22 protein-coding genes and 1 rRNA gene are annotated in these 21,598 nt (G+C 63.9%); 22 read left to right on the forward strand and 1 reads right to left on the reverse strand.

Annotation, left to right across the window (positions count from 1 at the left end; translation table 11 throughout):
* Positions 1 to 39 precede the first annotated feature (39 nt).
* Genes IEX24_RS18590 through IEX24_RS18610 form a run of 5 tightly spaced genes read left to right on the forward strand, consistent with a single transcriptional unit; the run spans position 40 to position 3,988 of the window.
* Entirely contained in the window at positions 40 to 1,122 is a 1,083-nt protein-coding gene (locus tag IEX24_RS18590; RefSeq protein WP_188681112.1) for a histidinol-phosphate transaminase, read from the forward strand.
* Positions 1,123 to 1,132: 10 nt separating this feature from the next.
* Entirely contained in the window at positions 1,133 to 1,741 is a 609-nt protein-coding gene (hisB, locus tag IEX24_RS18595) for an imidazoleglycerol-phosphate dehydratase HisB (RefSeq protein WP_188681114.1), read from the forward strand.
* Entirely contained in the window at positions 1,738 to 2,370 is a 633-nt protein-coding gene (gene hisH / locus IEX24_RS18600) for an imidazole glycerol phosphate synthase subunit HisH (protein WP_188681116.1), read from the forward strand. The genes hisB and hisH overlap by 4 nt, the downstream gene beginning before the upstream one ends.
* A 50-nt stretch (positions 2,371 to 2,420) precedes the next feature.
* Positions 2,421 to 3,158: a bifunctional 1-(5-phosphoribosyl)-5-((5-phosphoribosylamino)methylideneamino)imidazole-4-carboxamide isomerase/phosphoribosylanthranilate isomerase PriA gene (gene priA, locus IEX24_RS18605; RefSeq protein ID WP_188681119.1), complete on the forward strand. Its 738-nt coding sequence runs from the start codon at positions 2,421 to 2,423 to the stop codon at positions 3,156 to 3,158.
* Positions 3,159 to 3,172: 14 nt separating this feature from the next.
* Positions 3,173 to 3,988, forward strand: coding sequence for an SseB family protein (locus tag IEX24_RS18610; protein ID WP_188681121.1), 816 nt, complete (start codon positions 3,173 to 3,175; stop codon positions 3,986 to 3,988).
* Here the strand turns inward: IEX24_RS18610 and IEX24_RS18615 are convergent.
* Positions 3,985 to 4,308 carry a DUF1844 domain-containing protein gene (locus IEX24_RS18615; RefSeq protein WP_188681123.1) on the reverse strand — a complete coding sequence of 108 codons (324 nt, stop codon included), beginning with the start codon at positions 4,306 to 4,308 and terminating at the stop codon, positions 3,985 to 3,987. The two genes, IEX24_RS18610 and IEX24_RS18615, sit on opposite strands and share 4 nt — an antisense overlap.
* A 320-nt stretch (positions 4,309 to 4,628) precedes the next feature.
* Here IEX24_RS18615 and infC point away from each other — a divergent pair, with 320 nt between their 5' ends.
* The 17 genes from infC to IEX24_RS18700 form a co-directional block, all read left to right on the forward strand.
* On the forward strand, positions 4,629 to 5,273 hold the full coding sequence (gene infC / locus IEX24_RS18620) for a translation initiation factor IF-3 (RefSeq protein WP_188681172.1): 645 nt from the start codon (positions 4,629 to 4,631) through the stop codon (positions 5,271 to 5,273).
* Between the two features lie 48 nt (positions 5,274 to 5,321).
* Positions 5,322 to 5,516: a 50S ribosomal protein L35 gene (gene rpmI / locus IEX24_RS18625; RefSeq protein WP_188681125.1), complete on the forward strand. Its 195-nt coding sequence runs from the start codon at positions 5,322 to 5,324 to the stop codon at positions 5,514 to 5,516.
* A 33-nt stretch (positions 5,517 to 5,549) separates the two neighbouring features.
* Entirely contained in the window at positions 5,550 to 5,939 is a 390-nt protein-coding gene (rplT, locus tag IEX24_RS18630) for a 50S ribosomal protein L20 (RefSeq protein WP_188681127.1), read from the forward strand.
* A gap of 31 nt (positions 5,940 to 5,970) precedes the next feature.
* Positions 5,971 to 6,795, forward strand: coding sequence for a TrmH family RNA methyltransferase (locus IEX24_RS18635; RefSeq protein ID WP_188681129.1), 825 nt, complete (start codon positions 5,971 to 5,973; stop codon positions 6,793 to 6,795).
* 66 nt (positions 6,796 to 6,861) lie between these two features.
* Positions 6,862 to 7,908, forward strand: coding sequence for a phenylalanine--tRNA ligase subunit alpha (pheS, locus tag IEX24_RS18640; protein WP_188681131.1), 1,047 nt, complete (start codon positions 6,862 to 6,864; stop codon positions 7,906 to 7,908).
* A 3-nt stretch (positions 7,909 to 7,911) separates the two neighbouring features.
* Positions 7,912 to 10,452 (forward strand): phenylalanine--tRNA ligase subunit beta, encoded by a 2,541-nt coding sequence (pheT, locus tag IEX24_RS18645; RefSeq protein WP_188681133.1) that lies wholly within the window; start codon positions 7,912 to 7,914, stop codon positions 10,450 to 10,452.
* A 71-nt stretch (positions 10,453 to 10,523) separates the two neighbouring features.
* Positions 10,524 to 11,570 carry an N-acetyl-gamma-glutamyl-phosphate reductase gene (argC, locus tag IEX24_RS18650; protein WP_188681135.1) on the forward strand — a complete coding sequence of 349 codons (1,047 nt, stop codon included), beginning with the start codon at positions 10,524 to 10,526 and terminating at the stop codon, positions 11,568 to 11,570.
* A 19-nt stretch (positions 11,571 to 11,589) separates the two neighbouring features.
* Positions 11,590 to 12,747: a bifunctional glutamate N-acetyltransferase/amino-acid acetyltransferase ArgJ gene (argJ, locus tag IEX24_RS18655; protein WP_188681137.1), complete on the forward strand. Its 1,158-nt coding sequence runs from the start codon at positions 11,590 to 11,592 to the stop codon at positions 12,745 to 12,747.
* Complete coding sequence (argB, locus tag IEX24_RS18660) at positions 12,747 to 13,736, forward strand: acetylglutamate kinase (protein WP_188681139.1); 990 nt, start codon at positions 12,747 to 12,749, stop codon at positions 13,734 to 13,736. Before argJ ends, argB begins: the two co-directional genes overlap by 1 nt.
* Positions 13,733 to 14,962, forward strand: coding sequence for an acetylornithine transaminase (locus tag IEX24_RS18665; protein WP_188681141.1), 1,230 nt, complete (start codon positions 13,733 to 13,735; stop codon positions 14,960 to 14,962). Before argB ends, IEX24_RS18665 begins: the two co-directional genes overlap by 4 nt.
* A 42-nt stretch (positions 14,963 to 15,004) precedes the next feature.
* The gene (gene argF / locus IEX24_RS18670) at positions 15,005 to 15,928 is read left to right on the forward strand and encodes an ornithine carbamoyltransferase (protein ID WP_188681143.1); all 924 of its coding nucleotides are present in this window, start codon (positions 15,005 to 15,007) and stop codon (positions 15,926 to 15,928) included.
* 84 nt (positions 15,929 to 16,012) lie between these two features.
* On the forward strand, positions 16,013 to 17,227 hold the full coding sequence (locus tag IEX24_RS18675; protein ID WP_188681145.1) for an argininosuccinate synthase: 1,215 nt from the start codon (positions 16,013 to 16,015) through the stop codon (positions 17,225 to 17,227).
* A gap of 9 nt (positions 17,228 to 17,236) precedes the next feature.
* On the forward strand, positions 17,237 to 18,745 hold the full coding sequence (gene argH, locus IEX24_RS18680) for an argininosuccinate lyase (RefSeq protein WP_188681147.1): 1,509 nt from the start codon (positions 17,237 to 17,239) through the stop codon (positions 18,743 to 18,745).
* Positions 18,742 to 18,966, forward strand: a complete 225-nt coding sequence (locus IEX24_RS18685; protein ID WP_188681149.1) for a hypothetical protein — start codon at positions 18,742 to 18,744, stop codon at positions 18,964 to 18,966. Before argH ends, IEX24_RS18685 begins: the two co-directional genes overlap by 4 nt.
* Complete coding sequence (locus IEX24_RS18690) at positions 18,950 to 19,627, forward strand: DNA-3-methyladenine glycosylase (protein WP_188681151.1); 678 nt, start codon at positions 18,950 to 18,952, stop codon at positions 19,625 to 19,627. Before IEX24_RS18685 ends, IEX24_RS18690 begins: the two co-directional genes overlap by 17 nt.
* A gap of 54 nt (positions 19,628 to 19,681) precedes the next feature.
* Positions 19,682 to 20,989 carry a tyrosine--tRNA ligase gene (tyrS, locus tag IEX24_RS18695; RefSeq protein WP_188681154.1) on the forward strand — a complete coding sequence of 436 codons (1,308 nt, stop codon included), beginning with the start codon at positions 19,682 to 19,684 and terminating at the stop codon, positions 20,987 to 20,989.
* Positions 20,990 to 21,484: 495 nt separating this feature from the next.
* Positions 21,485 to 21,598 (forward strand): 16S ribosomal RNA (locus tag IEX24_RS18700); the annotation flags it as partial.

Here is a 21,598-nt window from a genome sequence, read left to right on the forward strand (position 1 = left end):
CGCAGTGTCGACCGAGCCGGGCGCACTACCATTGGCTGAGTGAGTTCTTTAGCCGATCTGCCCATTCGTGACGACCTCAGGGGGTTGACTCCCTATGGGGCTCCCGAGCTGAAGGTTGCCGTTCAATTGAACGTCAACGAGAACACTCACCCCATTCCCGAAGACGTGGCCCGATCCATCATCGAAGCGCTCGCCCGCGAGTTGCTCTCGGTGAACCGCTACCCCGATCGGGAGTTTCTCGCCCTCCGTGACAGCCTGGCACGCTATCTCGGCGGCGGCTTGACGCGAGACAACGTGTGGGCGGCGAACGGCTCCAATGAGATTCTGCAGCAGATTCTGCAGGCGTTCGGTGGCCCCGGCCGCTCGGTTCTGGGGTTCCCGCCCACCTATTCGATGCACCCGATCATCGCGGCGGGTACCGGTACCGAATGGATCGCCGGAGTGCGCGACACAGAATACGAGATCTCACCGGCGACTGCCGTCGACTGGATCGAACGAACCTCACCCGATCTGGTGTTTTTCTGCTCTCCCAACAATCCCACCGGAACGGCGCTCTCGCTCGAGACCATCGCGGCCGCCTACAACGCGACTCCGGGCATCGTCGTGGTCGACGAGGCCTACGCCGAGTTCGGTCACAGCGAGCAGCCCACGGCGCTCTCCCTACTCGAGGGCCGCGAGCGTCTCATCGTCACCCGAACCATGAGCAAGGCGTTCGCCTTCGCCGGTGCTCGGCTGGGCTACCTTGCCGCAGACCCCGCCATCAGCGACGCGTTGCGGCTCGTGCGTCTGCCGTACCACCTCTCATCGCTTACTCAAGCCGCTGCCGTCGCCGCTCTGGCCCACGCGCCAGAAATGCTCGCCATGGTCGACGACATCAAGAAGCAGCGCGACCGCATTGAGGTGACGCTGCGCGAACTCGGCTACCACCCGTACCCGAGCGCATCCAACTTCGTTTTGTTCGGGGGAGTGCCCGACGCCCACCGTTTGTTCGAACAACTTCTCGAGCGTGACATCATCATTCGCGATCTCGGCATCGAAGGCCACCTGAGGGTGAGCGCCGGCACTGAGGCAGAGACCACCGCGTTTTTGCGAGCGATGAGTGAGTTGACCGAGGCCCGATAGACTTTTCGGCATGTCGACCGAACCGCGTACCGCCCGTTTGCAGCGTGAAACCAGCGAATCGAGCATCGAGCTCTCGCTGAACCTCGACGGCACCGGTGTTTCGCACATCGACACGTCGGTTCCGTTCTACAACCACCTGCTCACCGCGTTCGCCAAGCACTCGCTGACCGACCTGACGGTGAAAGCGACCGGCGACACCGACATCGACGTGCACCACACCGTCGAAGACGTCGCAATTGTGCTCGGCCAGGCCATCAAGCAGGCCCTGGGCGACAAGAGTGGAATCTCGCGGTTCGGCGACGCGCTTGTTCCGCTCGACGAAGCGCTCGTGCAAGCCGTCGTCGACATTTCGGGGCGCCCTTTTCTGGTGCACACCGGCGAGCCCGCCGGCTTCGAATACCACCTCATCGGCGGCCACTTCACGGGGTCGATGGTGCGCCACGTCTTCGAGGCGATCACCTTCAACGCAGGTCTGACGGTTCACATCACCGTGCTCGGCGGCCGCGACCCGCACCACATCGCCGAAGCCGAGTTCAAGGCATTCGCCAGGGCGTTCAGATTCGCCAAACAGCTCGACCCGAGCGTCTCGGGCATTCCCTCGACGAAGGGAGCGCTGTGAGCTCTCCCCGGGTCGTGGTGCTCGACTACGGCAGCGGCAATGTGCACTCCGCGGTGAAAGCGCTCGAAAGGGTCGGGGCCACCGTTGAGCTGACGGCCGATCGTACGGCTGTCGCAGAGGCCGACGGCCTGTTCGTTCCCGGCGTCGGGGCCTTCAACGCAGTCATGACGGCGCTCGAGTCGGTGCGCGGCAGCGAACTCATCGACAAACGTCTTGCGGGCGGCCGACCCGTTCTCGGGGTCTGCGTGGGTATGCAGGTGCTGTTCTCGCGAGGTATCGAGCGTGGTGTCGACTCCGCCGGTCTCGGTGAGTGGCCCGGCACCATCGAAGAGTTGCGAGCGGATGTTCTGCCGCACATGGGCTGGAACACCGTCACCCCGCCGCCCGAGTCGAAGCTCTTCGCGGGCGTCGAAGACGAGCGTTTCTACTTCGTGCACTCGTACGCTGCCCAGACCTGGGAGCTCGAGGTTCAGCCACCTTTGCCGAAGGCCGCGGTGACCTGGGCAGAACACGGCGGCGGCTTCATCGCCGCCGTTGAGAACGGGCCGCTTTCGGCAACCCAGTTTCACCCCGAGAAGTCGGGCGACGCCGGCATGCAGTTGCTCTCGAACTGGCTCAAAACGCTCTGACCCGGCTCTCATACCCCCAACCCTCACACTCGAAAGCTGACCGTCGTTTCATGACCAACACCCCCGCCCTCGTTCTGTTGCCCGCCGTTGACATCGCCGACGGCCAGGCCGTTCGCTTGACCCAAGGGCAGGCGGGCACCGAGACCAATCACGGCGACCCTGCCGACGCGGCTGCCGACTGGGTGGCTCAGGGCGCCGAATGGATTCACTTGGTCGACCTCGACGCCGCATTCGGCCGCGGCAGCAACGTCGACGTCATTCGTCGAGTCATCGCTCAGGCTGACGGCGTCAAGATCGAACTCTCCGGCGGAATCCGTGACGACCCCTCACTCGAGAACGCACTCGAAAGCGGAGCAACTCGCGTCAACCTCGGCACCGCCGCCCTCGAGAACCCCGAATGGGCCGCGCAAGCCATCGAGCGGTTCGGCGACGCCATCGCAGTGGGGCTCGACGTTCGCGGCACCACCCTCGCGGCCCGCGGCTGGACGGAAGACGGCGGCGACCTCTGGGAGGTACTCGCCCGCCTCGAAGACGCCGGTTGCGCCCGTTACGTGGTCACCGATGTCACCAAAGACGGCACCTTGAAGGGCCCGAACGTCGACTTGCTGAAGCAGGTCATGCAGCGCACGACCAAGCCCGTCGTCGCCTCTGGCGGCATCTCGAGCCTCGACGACCTGACCGAGCTGCGCGCATTGGTGCCCGCCGGCCTCGAGGGTGCGATCGTGGGCCGAGCACTCTATGCGGGGGCGTTCACCCTGGTCGAGGCTCTCGCCGTCGCGTCGAACTGAGTCGGTGCGGGTTGGTGGCGCACGAGCATCCGGAGCAGTCAGGTGATGCCAGCAGAGACGGCGCACCTGCTGATTCTGCAGGCCGACCCTTCGCGGGCCGGCACTTCGGCGAGAGCACAAGCGCCTTCGAACGCGATGACGGCAGCGCGCCTCAGGCACTAGCCGAGGCGCTTCGCCGCTTCGGGCAGGGCGAGGTAGGTCAGCGTGAGGTGATCGATGCGGTTCGGGATGCCCGTCTGCTCGTACCCCTGGTGGCCCATGCCGGTGACACCGAGCTCGGCGATCACGGCAGAACAATAGACAAGACCCAAGAACTCTCGCTGGTCACCGTGACAGCGCCCGACGGCCGAACGGCCATGCCGGTCTTCAGCTCGAGCGCGGCCATGGCGAAGTGGAACCCGGCTGCCCGCCCGATTCCCACCGCGGCGCGCCGCATCGCTTTGTCAGCGGCGGCCGAGGGTACCGATCTACTCATTCTCGATGCCACCTCAGACACGGAATTCGTCGTTCGGCGCCCCGCGGTGTGGGCAATCGCTCAAGACGTGGCGTGGCGGCATCCTGTGGGCGATGACGTGGTCGAGGCCGCGTTCGTGAACTCGGTCGAGGGTGAACTGAACATCACCGGAATCGCGCTCGAATCGGGCGATCCTCACGCCCGACTGACGGGTTCAGAGGTCGTCGTTCGTCTTCAGCTCGCCGCCGGGCTCGACCAGGCAGCCATTTCTGGCCTGCTCGCCCGGCTGAACGGTCGCTGGTCGCACAACGACGTCATTGCGGCGCGCATCGACTCGCTGGCGATCAAGCTGGTCGCAGCGCCCGTGCAGGCCTAGTAGACCGGACCGGTGAGTTTTTCACCCGGGCCCTGCCCGATGGGGTCAGGAAACGGTGATGCCTCGCGAAATGCGAGTTGTAACGAGCGCAGGCCGTCGCGCAGACTTCGCGCGTGCATGTCGCCGATCTCCGGGGCTCCGGCCGTGACCAGGCCGGCCAGCGCGATGATCAGCTTGCGCGCCTCGTCGAGGTCGAGCTGGCTCTCTGGGTCGTCGGCCAGCCCAACCTTCACGGCGGCGGCGCTCATGAGGTGCACTGCTGTGGTTGTAATGACCTCGACTGCCTGCACATCGGCGATATCGCGCGCTTCGTCACTCATTTGTATCCGTTCTTGCACAGGGGTATATGCAGGTATGTGATCTCGGCCGAGTCTCTGCTAGACTTCTACACGGCTCTGGCACCGAAAGGTGGCAGATCGAAAGTGGAGATTCTCCCACCCGCGTTTGACCGCTTGGCTACAGCCTCAAGGTTACCGGGTCGATTGCACTCCGTCAGACCTTCGCAAGAGGCCGGGCAGCTAGGGTGCGGTGCGTTTTGACAGGCGTCATGCTTGTTGTTGCGCGGTGAAGTTCAGTTTCGTGAGCGTTGGTTCATGCCGATAGCCCAGCCGAACATCCACCGCAGCAAAAGGAGCAACGCATCAGCGATCCCCGTACAAACGACCGTATACGAGTACCCGAGGTTCGCCTCGTGGGTCCGGCCGGTGAGCAGGTCGGCGTCGTGAGCATCGACGTCGCACTCAGACTCGCACAAGAGGCAGACCTTGACCTGGTTGAGGTGGCCCCGAACTCGAAGCCACCCGTCGCCAAGATCATGGACTACGGAAAGTTCAAGTACGAAGCCGCGCAGAAGGCCAAAGAGGCCAGGCGCAACCAGGCGAACACGATTCTCAAAGAGGTTCGTTTTCGTTTGAAGATCGATGTGCACGACTACGAGACCAAGCGCAAGCGCGCCGAAGGCTTTCTCAAGGCGGGTGACAAGGTCAAAGCCATGATCTTGTTCCGAGGCCGTGAGCAGTCGCGCCCAGACCAGGGGGTTCGCCTCCTGCAGAGATTTGCCGAAGATGTTTCGGAGTACGGTTCTGTCGAATCGAGCCCCACCATCGACGGTCGCAACATGGTCATGGTCATCGGCCCTCTGAAGAACAAAGCAGAGGCCAAGGCCGAGGCCAACGCCCACCGCGCCGCCGCAAAGCCCCCACGGGAGGCGCCCGTCACCCCCGCTGCCGAGGCAGCGCCGGTGGCGACTGCGACATCCGCGGACCCAGCGGCACCCGCCGAATAATCGCGGCGTTACCACACACCTGAAGTACCACCCAACGAGGAGAGAATTATGCCCAAGCAGAAAACCCATTCCGGGGCCAAGAAGCGGTTCAAGATCACCGGCTCCGGCAAGGTCATGAAGCAGCAGGCCGGCATGCGCCACAACCTTGAAGTGAAGTCGGGCCAGCGCAAGCGCCGCCTGAACACCGACCAGGTTCTTGCCCCGCAAGACGCCAAGGTCATCAAGAAGCTCCTCGGCCTCTAGAACTTACGACGACGACAAAGGACAGAACAGAAAATGGCAAGAGTAAAGAGGGCGGTCAACGCCCACAAGAAGCGTCGCGTAATTCTCGAACGCGCCGAGGGCTACCGCGGCCAGCGTTCGCGCCTCTACCGCAAGGCAAAAGAGCAGGTCACCCACTCGCTCGTCTACTCGTACCGCGACCGCCGTGCGCGCAAGGGTGACTTCCGTCGCCTCTGGATTCAGCGCATCAACGCCGCTGCCCGTCTCAACGGCCTCACCTACAACCGCCTCATCCAGGGTCTGAACCTGGCCGGTATCGAGGTAGACCGCCGCATTCTGGCCGACCTGGCCGTCACCGAGCCCGCTACTTTCGCGGCGCTCGTTGCCAGTGCTAAGGCTGCCCTGCCCGCCGACACGTCGGCGCCGAAGGCGAACGTAGCGTAACAACGACGCAGAAGTCTGCTTGACTTGGCACATGCTTGATAATCCGCGTTCACCGCGTGTTCGGGCCGTCGCCAAACTTGCCAAGAAGGGAGCCCGGTCTGAGACCGGGCTCTTTCTCTTGGAAGGCCCGCAGGCGGTCGCCGAGGCCCTGACGTTCAGCCCCCAACTCGTGGTCGAACTGTATGCCACCCCGACGGCGCTCGAACGTTACACCGACATCGCCCAAACGGCCGTCGACGCCGGCGTCGACGTCGAGTTCGTCTCCGAACACGTGCTCGAAGTCATGTCAGATACCGTGACCCCGCAGGGGTTCATCGCCGTCTGCCATCAGTTTCCGACGGCTGTCAAAGACATCTTCGCCGCGAAACCTCAGCTCATCGCCATTCTCGAAGAGGTTCGCGACCCGGGCAACGCGGGCACGATCATCCGGGCCGCCGATGCCGCCGGTGCCGACGCGGTGATTCTCACCGGCCGTTCGGTCGACCTCTACAATCCCAAGGTCGTGCGATCGACGACTGGCTCGCTGTTTCACTTGCCGGTAGCGATGGATGCGAGTCTTGCCGACGTGAAGATTCGCGCAATCGAGGCAGGTCTGCAGATTCTGGCCGCCGACATCAAGGGCGACGATCTGCTCGAGGTGCGGGCGAGCGGGCTTCTCGAGCAACCAACCGCGTGGCTGTTCGGCAATGAGGCTCGCGGTCTGACCGACGACCATCTCGCGTTGGCCGACCGAGCGATCTCGGTGCCGATTTACGGCAAGGCCGAGTCGATGAACCTCGCCACGGCGGCGTCGGTGTGTCTGTACGAAAGTGCATTCGCTCAACGCGGCACTCGTTCTGCACAGGGCGGCGATTAGCCGAACTGTGCACAGTGTGGCGCCTGCAGAAAGACCCCCGGCGTTCGTTGGCTAAGCTTGGTTCTTGTGTCTGATTCCAATTCTCTAGCCATTTCTGACGAGTCCGTCGCGGCCGCAGTGGCCGCCGCGCTCGCGGCGATCAATGCCGTGACCGATACGGCGTCGTTCAAGGCTGCCCGTACCGAGCACGCCGGCGAGGCGTCTACCCTTGCTCGCCTGAACGGATTGTTGCGCTCGCTGCCGAACTCCGAAAAGGCTGCTGCGGGTAAGCTCGTCGGCCAGGCCAGGGCCCGAGTGAATCAGGCGCTTGCGGCCAAAGAGGCTGACGTAGTTGCGCTTGAGAATGCGGCGCAATTGACGGCAGAGACGCTCGACGTGACGGCGTTGCCCGTGCGTAAGCGGCTCGGTGCCCGGCACCCGCTGTCGTTGCTGCAAGAGAAGGTCGGCGACATTTTCGTGAGCATGGGCTGGGAGGTCGCCGAGGGCCCCGAGCTCGAGAACGAGTGGTTCAACTTCGACGCGCTGAACTTCGACCCCGATCATCCGGCGCGCGCCATGCAAGACACGTTCTTCGTCGACCCTACCTCGTCGCACCTGCTGTTGCGCACACACACCTCGCCGGTACAGGTTCGCTCACTGCTCGAGCGCGAGTTGCCGGTGTACGTTATCGCCCCGGGGCGAACGTACCGAACCGATGAGCTCGACGCGACGCACACCCCGGTGTTCAGCCAGATCGAGGGCATCGCCGTCGACAAGGGCCTCACCATGGCACACCTGCGTGGCACCCTCGAACTGTTCGCCCGGCAGATGTTCGGCGACGAGGCCAAGATTCGGCTGCGCCCCAATTATTTTCCGTTCACGGAGCCCAGCGCCGAGATGGATGTCTGGCAGCCGCACGCGAAGGGCGGCGCCCGCTGGGTGGAGTGGGGCGGCTGCGGCATGGTCAACCCGAACGTGCTGCTCTCGGCGGGCATCGACCCCGACGAATATTCCGGTTTCGCCTTCGGCATGGGCATCGAACGCACGCTGCAGTTTCGCAACAACCTGAACGACATGCGTGACATGGTCGAGGGCGATATTCGCTTCAGTCAGCAGTTCGGAATGGTGGTTTAGTTCATGCGTATTCCCATCAGCTGGCTCGCCGAGTTCGTCGAACTCCCCGTTGGCACCACCGTTGCCGAGATTCATGCTGCGCTCGTGAGCGTCGGGCTCGAAGAAGAAGGCTCGCACGACTTCGACATCGAAGGCCCGGTGGTCGTCGGCGAGGTTCTCGAATTCACCGAAGAACCGCAGAGCAACGGCAAGACCATTCGGTGGTGCAGCGTGCGCGTCGCTGCCGTCGGCCAGAGTGGGGCCGACGGCGGGGCGGATGTTCGGGGCATCGTCTGTGGCGCCCACAACTTCTTCGCGGGTGACAAGGTCGTGGTGACGTTACCCGGCGCCATTCTGCCCGGCGACTTCGCTATTGCGGCCCGCAAAACCTACGGACACGTTTCAGACGGAATGATCGCGTCTGCTCGTGAACTCGGTCTCGGCGACGACCACGACGGCATTCTGCGCCTGTCGACGCTCGGGCTCGACCCCGCCGTGGGCACTGACGCGCTCGGTCTGCTCGGTCTCGATGACGCTGCCGTCGAGGTGAACGTCACGCCCGATCGCGGCTACGCTTTCTCGATTCGTGGCATCGCTAGGGAGTATGCGCACGCGACGGGCGCGGCCTTCCGTGACCCCGCGGCCGCACTGACCCTGCCGCCCGTTCTGGAGGGCTTCTCCGTAGCGATCGACGACCAGGCGCCCATTCGCGGGCGCGTGGGCGCAACCGTTTTCGTGACCCGAGTAGTTCGGGGGGTTGACGCGAGGGCGGCGAGCCCGGCCTGGATGGTGTCGCGGCTCAAACTGGCCGGCATCCGCTCGATCTCGCTCATTGTCGACATCACGAACTACGTCATGCTCGAACTCGGCCAGCCCATTCACGGCTACGACCTCGACAAGCTCAGCGGCGGTATCGTGGTGCGCCGCTCTCAGGCCGGCGAAACTCTCACGACGCTCGATGGGCAGACGCGACAACTCGACCCCGAAGACCTCGTCATCACCGACGACTCCGGCATCATCGGCCTCGCGGGCGTCATGGGCGGGTTCTCGACCGAGATCTCAGACGAGACGGTCAACGTTCTCGTCGAGGCCGCGAACTTCGACCCGACGAGCATTGCCCGCACCGCTCGCCGGCACAAGCTACCGAGCGAGGCTTCCAAGCGCTTCGAACGCGGCGTCGATCCTGAGGTCGCCGGTGCCGCCGCAGCGCGCGTTGTGCAGCTGCTCGAAGAACTTGCCGGTGGTCGTGCAGACGAACTCGGGTCTGGGTACCACGAGCACAGCCGACTCGAGCCGATCTTCTTGCCCGACGCCTACATCTCGGGGCTCGTCGGAGTGAACTACACCGATGACGAGATCACCTCGTCGCTCATCGAAATCGGGGCCACCCTCGAGTACGCCCGAGACGGGCTAGTGGTGACTCCGCCGTCGTGGCGGCCTGATCTCACCCACAAGTCGACGCTCGCCGAAGAAGTCGCGCGCATCGTGGGCTACTCGCGCATTCCGAGCGAGATTCCGGTTGCGCCTCCCGGTCGTGGCTACACCCGCGAGCAGTCGCTCCGCCGGCTCGCCGCCGAGACTCTCGCCGCGAGTGGTTCGACCGAGGTGCTGGCCTACCCGTTCGTGTCGAGCAATGCGAACGCCCTCTTCGGCTCTGCCGACGAGACGGCGGTCGCCGCGGTAAAGCTTGCCAACCCGCTCGACGCCGAGGTTCCCTACCTTCGTGCCACGCTGATACCCGGGCTGATCGACATAGCCCGGCGCAACCTGTCGCGCGGCCTCACCGACTTGGCTCTGTTCGAAATCGGCGCTGTCTTTCAACCCGAGACAGGCGTTGAATACGGCGTTCATGATGTGCCGCTCGGCGCCGCTCTGCCGGCTCCTGAGACTCTTGCGGCGCTCAACGCCAGCATTCCGCCGCAGCCCTGGCACGTGGGCCTGTTGTTTCTCGGTCACTCCGTCGACAAACAGCCGGGCCAGCCCGCCGTGAGCTTCGGTATCGCCGACGCACTCGATGCGGTTCGAGTTCTCGCGGCTGCTCTTGACGTGCCGCTGAGCATTCGCCAGGGTACACACAAAGCACTTCACCCCGGCAGAACGGCCGACATTTTCGTGCCGACGGGCGCTGGGGCCGCGGCCGTGCACGTTGGCGTCGTGGGCGAACTCTTGCCCTCGCTTGCCGACGAGTTCGACCTTCCTCGAGTTGTCGCGCTGGCTGAACTCGATCTGAGCGCGTTGATCGACCTCGCCGCCCGCAGTGTTCAGGCCACCCCGCTTGCGGGGTATCCGGCTGCGACCCAGGATGTGTCGCTCGTGGTGGCCGACTCGATCGCCGCGGCAGACGTGCTCGATGCCGTGCGGTGGGGCGCCGGTGAACTGCTGGAGAGCATCCGTCTCGTTGATGACTACCGAGGCGCCGGAATCGGCGCCGGGTTGAAGTCGCTCACTTTCGCGCTGAGATTTCGGGCCCCTGATCGCACTCTCACGGCGGCGGAGGCGAGTGACGCCCGCATCGCGGGTGCTGCCGAAGCCGAACGACGATACGGCGCGACCGTTCGCGAGTAACACTCGCGCGGTCGGTTGAGGGGCTTCAGGAGGCCGCAGTAGTGCCACACGACGAAAGGTAGATTTGAGGCATGTCTTATTCGGTAGCGGTAGCCGGCGCAAGCGGTTACGCAGGGGGCGAACTGCTGCGCCTGCTCGCCGGGCATGCAGAGTTCGACGTGCGAACGGTCACCGCCAACAACAACGCCGGCCAGCCGCTGGTTGCCGTGCACCCTCATCTGCGCTCGTACGCAGATCTCACTCTGAGCCCGACCACCACCGAAGCGCTCGCCGGTCACGACATCGTGTTTCTGGCACTTCCGCACGGTAAGTCGGGTGCCATCACCGAGACGCTCGACGCAGACACCCTCGTTGTTGACTGCGGCGCAGATCATCGCCTGACCGACGAGGCAGACTGGGCGAAGTTCTACGGCGGCGAGTTTTACGGCGCCTGGCCGTATGGGCTGCCCGAACTGCTCATCGAGAATCATGAAAAGCAGCGCTCGCGGCTCGCCGGCGTGAAACGAATCGCCGTTCCCGGTTGCAATGTGACGGCGATCAGCCTCGGTTTGGCGCCCGGGCTTCGAGCAGGCGTCATTCAGCCCGTCGACCTGGTCGCGGTGCTTGCAGTGGGCCCATCTGGTGCGGGTAAGGCTCTGCGCACCAACCTTCTGGCCTCAGAGATACTCGGTTCGGCAAGTGCCTACGGGGTCGGCGGCACGCACCGGCACAACCCCGAAATCGTGCAGAACCTTTCAGCGTCGGCCGGCGAGCTCGTTTCGGTATCGTTCACGCCGGTGCTCGTTCCCATGGCGCGGGGTATTCTCGCCACGTCGACCGCTCGCCTCGCGGCAGGCGTAACGGCGCACGACGTTCGGTCAGCCTGGGTCGACGCGTATGCCGACGAGCCATTCGTGCAGGTTCTGCTCGAAGGCAGTTTCCCGTCGGTTTCTGACGTCACTGGCGCCAACACGGCCCTGATCGGGCTCGCTGTCGACGAGGCCGCGGGCCGCGTGGTCACGATCACCGCCCTCGACAATCTCGTGAAAGGCACGGCCGGTGCCGCCATCCAATCGGCGAACATCGCACTGGGCCTGCCCGAAACCCTCGGCCTGCCCGTGAACGGCGTCGCCCCGTGATCGATTCTGGAGTTCAACTGTGAGTGTTACGGCCCCCGCCGGCTTTGAAGCGTCTGGCATCGCCCGCGGCCTGAAGTCGACGGGTGCCACCGACCTCGCTCTCGTTGTGAACCGAGGCCCGAGCAGCGCAGCTGCCGCCGTCTTCACCTCGAACAGGTGCAAGGCAAACCCGGTGCTGTGGTCTGAGCAGGTAATTCTCGACGGAGTAGTGTCGGCGGTCATCCTGAACTCGGGCGGAGCGAACTGTTACACCGGCGCGTTCGGCTTTCAGACGACGCACGCGACAGCCGAGGCCGTGGCCGAGACCCTCGGGGTGTCGGCGGGTGATGTGATCGTCTGCTCGACTGGCCTCATCGGCGTCGGCGACCAGACCTTTCGAGACAAAATCGTCGGCGGCGTGCCTGCGGTGGTCGAATCGCTTTCGTCTGACGGCGGCCTCGATGCCGCGCTCGCCATCATGACCACTGACACCAAACCGAAGCAGGCTGTCGCCTCGGGCAGTGGATGGTCGATCGGCGGTATGGCGAAAGGCGCGGGCATGCTCGCTCCTGGCCTCGCCACCATGCTCGTGGTGATCACCACCGACGCCGACCTGCCCTCAGCCGCACTTGACGCCGCACTTCGAGCCGCCACCCGCGTGACGTTCGACCGCGTCGACTCCGACGGGTGTATGTCGACGAACGACACCGTCACCTTGATGGCGAGCGGGGCATCCAAAATCACGCCCGACGTGACCGAATTCACCGCCGCACTGACGGCTCTCTGCCTCGAGCTCTCGTTGCAGTTGCAGTCTGACGCCGAAGGGGCCAGCCACGACATCACCATCGAGGTGATCAACGCTGCCAGCGAGTCTGACGCGGTGACAGTGGCGCGTGCGGTGTCGCGCAGCAACCTGTTCAAGGCGGCGATTTTCGGCAACGACCCCAACTGGGGGCGCGTTCTCGCAGCCGTCGGCACCACAGACGCCGAATTCGACCCGTACAACATCGACGTCACCATCAACGGCATCATGATCTGCAAGGCGGGAGAGCCGTTCGAAGACCGGGAGCTGATCGATCTGACCCCTCGCGCCGCTCACGTGCTGATCGACCTGCACATCGGCAGCGAATCAGCGGCCATTTACACCAACGACCTCACCCACGACTACGTGCACGAGAACAGTGCATACGCGAGCTGATGACTGACTCCACTCTCGACTTCGCGGCGGTCAAAGCCGCCACTCTCATCGAATCGCTGCCCTGGCTGAAGACGTTTCACGACCAGATCATGGTCATCAAGTTCGGCGGCAACGCCATGGTCGACCCCGAGTTGCAGCGTACGTTCGCCGAAGACATCGTCTACTTGCGCTATGCCGGCATCAAGCCAGTGGTGGTGCATGGGGGCGGGCCTCAAATCTCGAAGATGCTCGATCGACTGGGCATCGTGAGCGAGTTCCGCGGCGGCTATCGTGTCACCAGCCCTGAAGCGATGGACGTCGTGCGAATGGTGCTCACCGGTCAGATCAGTCGCGACATCGTCAGCCACATCAACGAACACGGCCCGCTCGCGACCGCGCTCTCGGGCGAAGACGCCGGACTGTTCGAAGGTCAGCGCCGTCAGATCGAGATCGATGGTGTGACCGTCGATCTCGGGCTCGTCGGTGATGTCGTGGGCGTGAACCCCGAGGCTGTCTTCGAACATCTCGCGGCCGGCCGAATTCCCGTGATCTCCTCGATCGCTCCCGATCGGCACGAACCGGGGCAGGTGCTGAATATCAACGCCGATGCCGCCGCCGCTGCGCTCGCCGTGGCACTCGGGGCCGCAAAGCTCGTCATTCTGACCGACGTAGCGGGCCTCTATTCCGACTGGCCGAACCGCGACTCGCTCGTCTCGGTCATCGGTGCAGAGTCGCTGCGTACGCTCTTGCCAACGCTCGAGTCGGGAATGATTCCGAAAATGGCGGCCTGCCTCGAAGCAGTCGACGGGGGCGTGCCCAAGGCCGCAATCATCGACGGCCGCACCCCGCACTCGATTCTGCTCGAGGTCTTCACCCAGAGCGGCATCGGCACCGAGGTCGTCGAGGCCGATACAACAGGCGCAGCCGACACAGCACGCGCAGCAGACACAACACGCGCAGCCGACACAACACGGGCAGCAGACACAACACGTGCAGAGGAGAAGTCGTGACCACCGAATCGACACGTCAAGAAGCCAGCTGGGTCGACACCTTTAACGAGTCGATGATGCGAACCATGGGCCAGCCGCTCGCCCTGCTCACGCACGGTCGCGGCGCGTTCGTGTGGGATGAGAATGAGAAGGAGTACCTCGACTTTCTCGCCGGAATCGCTGTCAACTCACTCGGTCACGCGCATCCCGTGGTCATCGAAGCCGTCACGCGCCAGGTCAGCACCCTCGCCCACGTCTCCAACTACTTCTCGACCAGGCCGCAGCTCGCCTTGGCCGAGCGTCTGAAACGCATCACGGGCGCAGGCGCCGAGGGGCGCGCGTACTTCTGCAACTCGGGGGCAGAGGCCAACGAGGCGGCGTTCAAGCTCGCCCGCCTGAACAGCTCGCCAACTCGCTCGAAAATCGTCTCGCTGAAGAACTCGTTTCACGGCCGAACCATGGGCGCTCTCGCTCTCACGGGCAAAAGCGATATGCAGGCGCCGTTTCAGCCGATGCCCGGGGGAGTCGTACACATCGACTCCACGATCGAAGCACTCGAGGCGACCATCGACGACTCGGTTGCCGCTCTCTTTCTCGAACCGATCAAGGGCGAAGCCGGGGTCATCGACCTGCCGGCGGGGTACCTCGCGCGAGCTCGCGAACTCACCGAGCAGCACGGGGTGCTACTGATTCTCGATGAGATTCAGACCGGCGTGGGTCGCACCGGCCGATGGTTCGCGTACGAACACGACAACATCAAGCCCGATGCCGTCACCATTGCCAAAGGCATGGCCGGGGGCATCCCCATCGGGTCGCTTGTCACGTTCGGCTGGGCATCTGAGCTCTTTCAGCGCGGGATGCACGGCAGCACTTTCGGCGGCAACCCGCTGGCAACCGCAACTGCAAACGCCGTGCTCGCCGAGATCGAAGAGTCAGATCTCGTCGACAACGCCCAGCGCAAAGGCATTGCCTTGCACGAACGAATTGCGGCCCTGCAGTCGCCGCTGATCGCCGACATTCGAGGTAAGGGCCTGCTGATCGGCCTCGGGCTGAGCGAACCCATCGCGCTGAAGCTGGCGGCAGCCGCGATGGATGCCGGGCTCATCATCAACGCAGCGAACGAGTCGAGCATTCGCATGGCACCCCCGCTGATCATCCGCGACCTCGAGGTCGACGTCTTCATCACGCGGTTCAGCGAGGCTCTCACGGCTGTCGGCTACCCGCCTGCGCCGCCACTATCCTTGTAGTTTCTGCACGCCCCGTTCATCCATCTTTACCTGAAGGCCCCGATGACCCGCCATTTTCTTCGTGACGACGACCTGACGCCTGCCGAACAGGCCGACATTCTCGACCTGGCGGCAGAGCTCAAGCGCGACCGATTCGGCTCCAAGCCGCTCGCCGGGCCGCAGACGGTCGCCGTGATCTTCGACAAGTCGTCGACGCGCACACGCGTGTCGTTCGCGGTGGGAATTGCCGATCTGGGCGGTAGCCCGCTTATCATCAGCACGGCCAACAGCCAGCTGAGCGGCAAAGAGACCGCCTCAGACACCGCGCGAGTTCTCGAACGCCAGGTCGCCGCGATCGTCTGGCGCACCTATGCGCAATCCGGTCTCCAAGAGATGGCCCTCGGCACGACCGTGCCCGTCGTGAACGCGCTTTCTGACGAATTTCACCCCTGCCAGCTGCTCGCCGACCTGCTCACCATTCGCGAGCACCGCGGCGAACTCGCCGGTCTCACGGTCACCTTCCTCGGTGACGGCGCGAGCAACATGGGTCAGTCGTACCTGCTCGCCTGCGCCACGGCCGGAATGCACGTGCGCGTCGCTGCCCCCGCGACCTACGCGCCCGACAAGGCCGTCGTGGCGGATGCTCAGGCGATCGCCGCGCGAACCGGCGGTTCGGCCACCGTGCTGACAGACCCGGTCGAGGCCGTGACCGGCGCGGACATCGTGGTCACCGATACGTGGGTCTCAATGGGCAAAGAAGACGAGAAGGCGGCGCGCGTCAAGGTGTTCGGCGGCTACCAGGTCGATCAGGCGCTGATGGCACACGCCAAGCCCGACGCCCTTTTTCTGCACTGCCTGCCGGCCGATCGCGGCTACGAAGTGGCAGCCGATGTCATCGATGGCCCGCAGAGCGTGATCTGGGATGAGGCCGAGAACCGACTGCACGCCCAAAAGGCGCTTCTGGTCTGGCTCCTTCGTCAGCAGTAGCCCGCAGCATCGGGCGAGCGGCGACCGGCACGGGGTGCCTCAGGTGCCCAGACTAAACTCGAATCACGAACCAAAGGAGAAAAAGTGGCGGAACGCGTTGTGCTCGCATATTCAGGCGGTCTCGACACCTCGGTGGGCATCGGCTGGCTGAAAGACGCGACGGGCAAAGACGTCGTTGCGCTCGCCGTCGACGTCGGTCAAGAGGGCGAAGACATGGAGGTCATCCGCCAGCGCGCACTCGACTGCGGCGCGGTCGAAGCCGTGGTCGTCGACGCCCGCGATGAGTTCGCCAACGACTACCTGATGCCTGCTCTCAAGGCCAACGCGCTCTATCAGAAGCGTTACCCCCTCGTTTCTGCGCTCAGCCGCCCCCTCATTGCCAAGCACCTTGCGTCGACCGCCATCGCCCTCGGCGCCGACAGTGTGGCTCACGGATGCACGGGCAAAGGCAACGACCAGGTTCGCTTCGAGGCGGCCGTAGCCGCCCTCGCCCCCGACCTCATCTCCTTGGCCCCGGTGCGTGACTTCGCCCTCACCCGCGACAAGGCCATCATCTACGCGGCCGAGCACAACCTGCCCATCGTGCAGTCGAAGAAGAGCCCGTACTCCATCGACCAGAACGTCTGGGGCCGCGCGGTCGAGACCGGGTTCCTCGAAGACCCGTGGAACGCGCCCATCGAAGACCTCTACACCTACTCGCAAGACCCGGCCATCCCGCGCGAAGCGACCGAGGTCACCATCTCGTTCACCGAGGGCATCCCCACCGCCATCGACGGCAAGCCGGTCACCCCGCTCGAAGCCGTCGTGCTGCTGAACAAGCTCGCGGGCGACCAGGGCGTGGGCCGCATCGACATCGTCGAAGACCGCCTCGTGGGCATTAAGAGCCGCGAAGTCTACGAATCTCCGGCCGGCATCGCGCTCATCGCCGCCCACGAAGAACTCGAGAACCTCACGCTCGAACGCGACCTCGGCCGCTACAAGCGGGGCGTCGAGAGCAAGTGGTCTGAGCTCGTTTACGACGGCCTCTGGTTCTCGGGGCTCAAGCGCTCGCTCGACGTCTTCATCGACGACACGCAACGTTATGTCTCGGGCGACATTCGCCTCAACCTGCACGCTGGCAAAGCAACAGTCACTGGCCGCAGAAGCGAGCAGAGCTTGTACGACTTCGATCTCGCCACCTACGACACCGGCGACAGTTTCGACCAGAGTCAGGCCAAGGGGTTCATTGAGATCTGGTCGCTGCCGAGCAAGATCTCGGCACGCCGCGACCTCGCTGCCGGCGGTTCGATCGAGGCGTAAGTCACGCTCATGCCAGAAAGCACCGATCCCGAAGCTAACCCCCAGCCGCCCGGCGACATCTCGGGTGGCGCTTCGTCGACCAGCCGGGCCGGCGAAGCCGGGGCGCTCTGGGGCGGCCGTTTCAGCAGCGGCCCGTCACCCGAGCTGCAAGCACTGAGCAAATCGACTCAGTTCGATTGGCAGCTCTGGCCCTACGACATCGCGGGCTCTCGGGCTCACGCCACGGCTCTCACGTCGGCCGGCTATCTGACTGATGTCGAACTCGGGCAGATGCTCGAGGCGTTAGATCGCCTCGCTGCGTCGATCGAAGCAGGTGCGTTCAGCGCGGCCGAAAGCGACGAAGACGTGCATTCTGCGCTCGAACGAGGTCTCATCATCGAGGCCGGCGCCGAGCTCGGCGGCAAGCTGCGCGCTGGCCGCAGCCGCAACGACCAGATCGCCACCCTCATTCGGCTCTACCTGCTCGACCACTCTCGCCTCATCGCGCACCTCGTCGTGCAGCTGATCGACGCCATCGCTTCACAGGCTTCGGCGCACCCGGATGCCCCGATGCCAGGTCGCACGCACCTGCAGCATGCGCAGCCGGTGTTACTCTCCCATCACCTCTTGGCGCACGCGTGGCCGTTGGTGCGAGATCTCGAACGTTTGCGAGATTGGACGAGCCGGGCATCCGCTTCGCCCTACGGAGCAGGGGCACTCGCCGGCAGTTCGCTCGGCCTCGACCCCGCTCTCGTAGCCCGGGAGCTGGGCCTCGCAGGCGGCCCGATGCCCAACTCTATCGATGCCACGGCCAGCCGAGACGTCGTGGCCGAGTTCGCCTTCATCGAGAGCCTCATCGGCATCAACCTCTCGCGCTTCGCTGAAGAGATCATCGTGTGGGCGACGCGCGAGTTCGGCTTCGTGAAGCTGCACGACGGATACTCGACGGGCTCGTCGATCATGCCGCAGAAGAAGAACCCCGACATCGCTGAGTTGGCCAGGGGCAAGTCGGGCCGCCTGATCGGCAATCTGATGGGATTGCTCGCAACCCTCAAAGGCCTGCCGCTCGCCTACAACCGCGACCTGCAAGAAGACAAAGAGCCGGTCTTCGATTCGACCACGCAACTCGAGGTGCTGCTGCCGGCCTTCACTGGCATGGTTGCCTCACTGACGTTCAACACCGAGCGCCTGGCCGAACTCGCGCCCCAAGGTTTCTCGCTCGCGACCGACGTCGCAGAGTGGCTGGTCAAACAGGGAGTCGCTTTTCGAGACGCCCACGAAATCAGCGGCGACCTCGTGCGCTTCTGCGAAGAGCACGGTCTTGAATTGCACGAGCCCACCGACGAGCAGCTTCTGTCGGTCTCACCGCTCCTGACCCCTGACGTTCGAACGGTTGTCACCGTCACCGGTTCCATTGCGAGCCGTGACGGCATTGGCGGTACCGCTGGCGTGCGAGTTGACGATCAGCTCGCGAGCCTCACCCAGCAGGTTCGCCTGCTGCAGAATTCATTACTCACACATCCAGGGGAACCCTCGTGACACTCAGCAGCCAGAACCTGCCCGAGCCCATCGGCCCGAAAGGCCCGAACGGCAAGAAACCCAAGCTCGACCGTGACATTCGTAACCACCCCGACTACAAAACGCCGTGGTGGCGTAAGCCCATGAAGAACTGGTTGTACTGGACGGTCTTCGCCGGTGCGGCCATCGTCGTTGCGGCAGCAATCATCATCACCCTCTCGCTCGGTGTCAAACTCTTCTGACCCGCCAGCGAGTGGGCCGACTGGGGGCGACCCCCTCGCGGCCGACCCGCGCGAGCTCTTCGCACGACCGTCTGTCGAAGTCGCACCACTGCTGCTCGGCGGCATCCTGAGCCGAACGTCGCCCGAGGGTACGACGTCGCTGCGCATCACCGAGGTGGAGGCCTACCTCGGTGTGGGTGAAGACCCGGGATCGCACTCGTTTCGGGGCGAGACCCGCTCGAACGCGGTGATGTTCGGCGAGCCGTTTCATCTGTACACCTACTTCACCTACGGAATGCACACCTGCGCGAACGTGGTCTGCTCGCCGGCAGGCACGGCCAGCGGAATCCTCTTGCGCGCCGGCGAAATCGTCGAAGGCCTCGACCTCGCTCAAGAGCGTCGGGGCCTGAGCGTTCCCACCCGAGACCTCGCCCGTGGGCCTGCTCGCCTCACGAAGGCCCTCGCCATTCCGCTCTCCGATGGCGGTGCAGACCTCGCCCACGAACCCTACGAGCTGCGGATGCCCGACCACCCTTCGCCGTACGAAACCAGCCCCCGCACCGGCCTCAGCGGCCCCGGCGGCACTCCCACGTACCCCTGGCGTTTCTTCATTCCAGGCGACCCCACCGTTTCGCCCTACAAACGCCACCCCAAACTGCCCCCTTTCACCTCACCCGCCTAACTCGGTCGGTCGCCCCTTTGTGCTGGTCGATGCGCTCGCTGGTACTCTGGCCGAGTGTCTCAGCCAGCTCAGGTAGCTCTCGCTACCCAACAGAACGATCCGTCTTTCGTCTCCGTGTGGGATGAACTGAAGTGGCGCGGGCTCATTCACGTCTCCACTGACGAGGCAGAACTCAAAACCCTGCTCGACGGCGACCCCATCACGTTCTACTGCGGATTCGACCCCACGGCACCGAGCCTGCACCTCGGCAATCTCGTGCAGTTGCTCGTGATGCGTCGGCTCCAGCTCGCAGGTCACAACGCTCTCGCCCTCGTCGGCGGCTCGACGGGTCTCATCGGAGACCCCCGCCCGACCGCCGAACGCACCCTGACCCCGCGCGAGACCGTCGCCGAGTGGGTGGGCTACCTCCAAAACCAGGTCTCCCGGTTCTTGAGTTTCGAGGGAGACAACCCGGCGAGGCTGGTCAACAACCTCGACTGGACAGCCCCGCTCAGCGCCATCGACTTCTTGCGAGACATCGGCAAATACTTTCGCGTAGGCACCATGCTCAAGAAAGACGCGGTGAGCGCCCGGCTCAACTCCGATTCGGGCATCAGCTACACCGAGTTCAGCTACCAGATCTTGCAGGGCCTCGATTACCTCGAGCTGTTTCGCAGTTACGGGTGTGTGCTGCAGACCGGGGGTAGCGACCAATGGGGCAATCTGACCAGTGGCACCGATCTGATTCGCCGGGCCGAGCAGGCAACGGTGCACGCTATCGGTACCCCGCTCATCACCAACTCCGATGGCACCAAATTCGGTAAGAGCGAAGGCAACGCGGTGTGGCTGGATGATCAGCTCACCAGCCCCTACGCCTTCTACCAGTTCTGGCTCAACACCGACGATGCCGACGTCATCGAACGGCTGAAGATCTTCACGTTCTTGAGTCGAAGCGAACTGGAACGGCTCGAGGCGGCGGTAGCCGCAGAACCATTCCGCCGCGAAGCCCAGCGCACTCTCGCCTACGAGGTGACGGCGCTCGTGCACGGCGCCGAGGCGACGGATGCTGCCATCGCCGCTGCGGCAGCCCTCTTCGGCCAGGGTGACCTGGCAACTCTTCCCGAACTCACGCTCCGGCAGGCGCTGGGTGAACTGACGACGCTCGAGCGGCCGTCAACGACTCCAGTACTGCAGCTCCTGGTCGATACCGAACTGGTCGCGAGCCTCAGCGAAGCACGGCGTGCTTTGGCTCAGGGTGGTGTGTACGTGAATAACGTCAAGCTCGACAATGATCAGTTGACCGCCGCCGACGTAGCTCTTGCTGGCGGAATCGTCGTTCTTCGCCGGGGCAAGAAGGCTTTGGCCGGCGTCTTCACTCAATGATTTCCGCATGTTCCCGGGCGACACGCCCGGGAGGTGCGCGTAACTTGCCAGCCATGAAACATGACCGTAATGTTGTCTCTTGTCACCCCAAAGGTTCGGAAAGCGGAAGAGCTTACCGGCCTCAAGCGGGGCCATCAGTACTTGCAAAGAAAACCTCGATTCGCTGTGTTGTCAAACACTCTGACTCTGAGAGTTTGGGCTTTGCTCGTCAGATGTAGATGTACAGTAGTGAAGTTGCCCCTTTCGGCTCCCGACTTCGTGTCGGACAAGTTGGTTGGGTGCGTCCGATCTTTGAGAACTCAACAGCGTGCACATTGTCAAATGCCAATTTCCCGTAATCGTCTTTTGGATGGTTTGGGTTCCTTTGGGAAATGAAATTAGCGACCATTCTTTCGGGGGTGGTTGCGGACAAGCAAGTCAGTAATGATTTGTTCTGTCAGCATCAAACTTGTCATACCGGCCATCGATTCCCGTTGGTGGTGTGGCGCGTAAGCATTTACGGAGAGTTTGATCCTGGCTCAGGACGAACGCTGGCGGCGTGCTTAACACATGCAAGTCGAACGATGATGCTAGCTTGCTAGCGGATTAGTGGCGAACGGGTGAGTAACA

The sequence above is a fragment of the Subtercola lobariae genome, from assembly GCF_014640255.1.
Lineage (GTDB): Bacteria > Actinomycetota > Actinomycetes > Actinomycetales > Microbacteriaceae > Subtercola > Subtercola lobariae.

Coding starts and splice junctions, on each gene's coding strand:
- argH (WP_188681147.1), top strand. CDS start 17,237: ATGCCAGAAAGCACCGATCCCGAAGCTAACCCCCAGCCGCCCGGCGAC.
- argF (WP_188681143.1), top strand. CDS start 15,005: ATGACCCGCCATTTTCTTCGTGACGACGACCTGACGCCTGCCGAACAG.
- IEX24_RS18635 (WP_188681129.1), top strand. CDS start 5,971: ATGCTTGATAATCCGCGTTCACCGCGTGTTCGGGCCGTCGCCAAACTT.
- rplT (WP_188681127.1), top strand. CDS start 5,550: ATGGCAAGAGTAAAGAGGGCGGTCAACGCCCACAAGAAGCGTCGCGTA.
- pheT (WP_188681133.1), top strand. CDS start 7,912: ATGCGTATTCCCATCAGCTGGCTCGCCGAGTTCGTCGAACTCCCCGTT.
- rpmI (WP_188681125.1), top strand. CDS start 5,322: ATGCCCAAGCAGAAAACCCATTCCGGGGCCAAGAAGCGGTTCAAGATC.
- IEX24_RS18615 (WP_188681123.1), bottom strand. CDS start 4,308: ATGAGTGACGAAGCGCGCGATATCGCCGATGTGCAGGCAGTCGAGGTC.
- hisB (WP_188681114.1), top strand. CDS start 1,133: ATGTCGACCGAACCGCGTACCGCCCGTTTGCAGCGTGAAACCAGCGAA.
- priA (WP_188681119.1), top strand. CDS start 2,421: ATGACCAACACCCCCGCCCTCGTTCTGTTGCCCGCCGTTGACATCGCC.
- argC (WP_188681135.1), top strand. CDS start 10,524: ATGTCTTATTCGGTAGCGGTAGCCGGCGCAAGCGGTTACGCAGGGGGC.
- argB (WP_188681139.1), top strand. CDS start 12,747: ATGACTGACTCCACTCTCGACTTCGCGGCGGTCAAAGCCGCCACTCTC.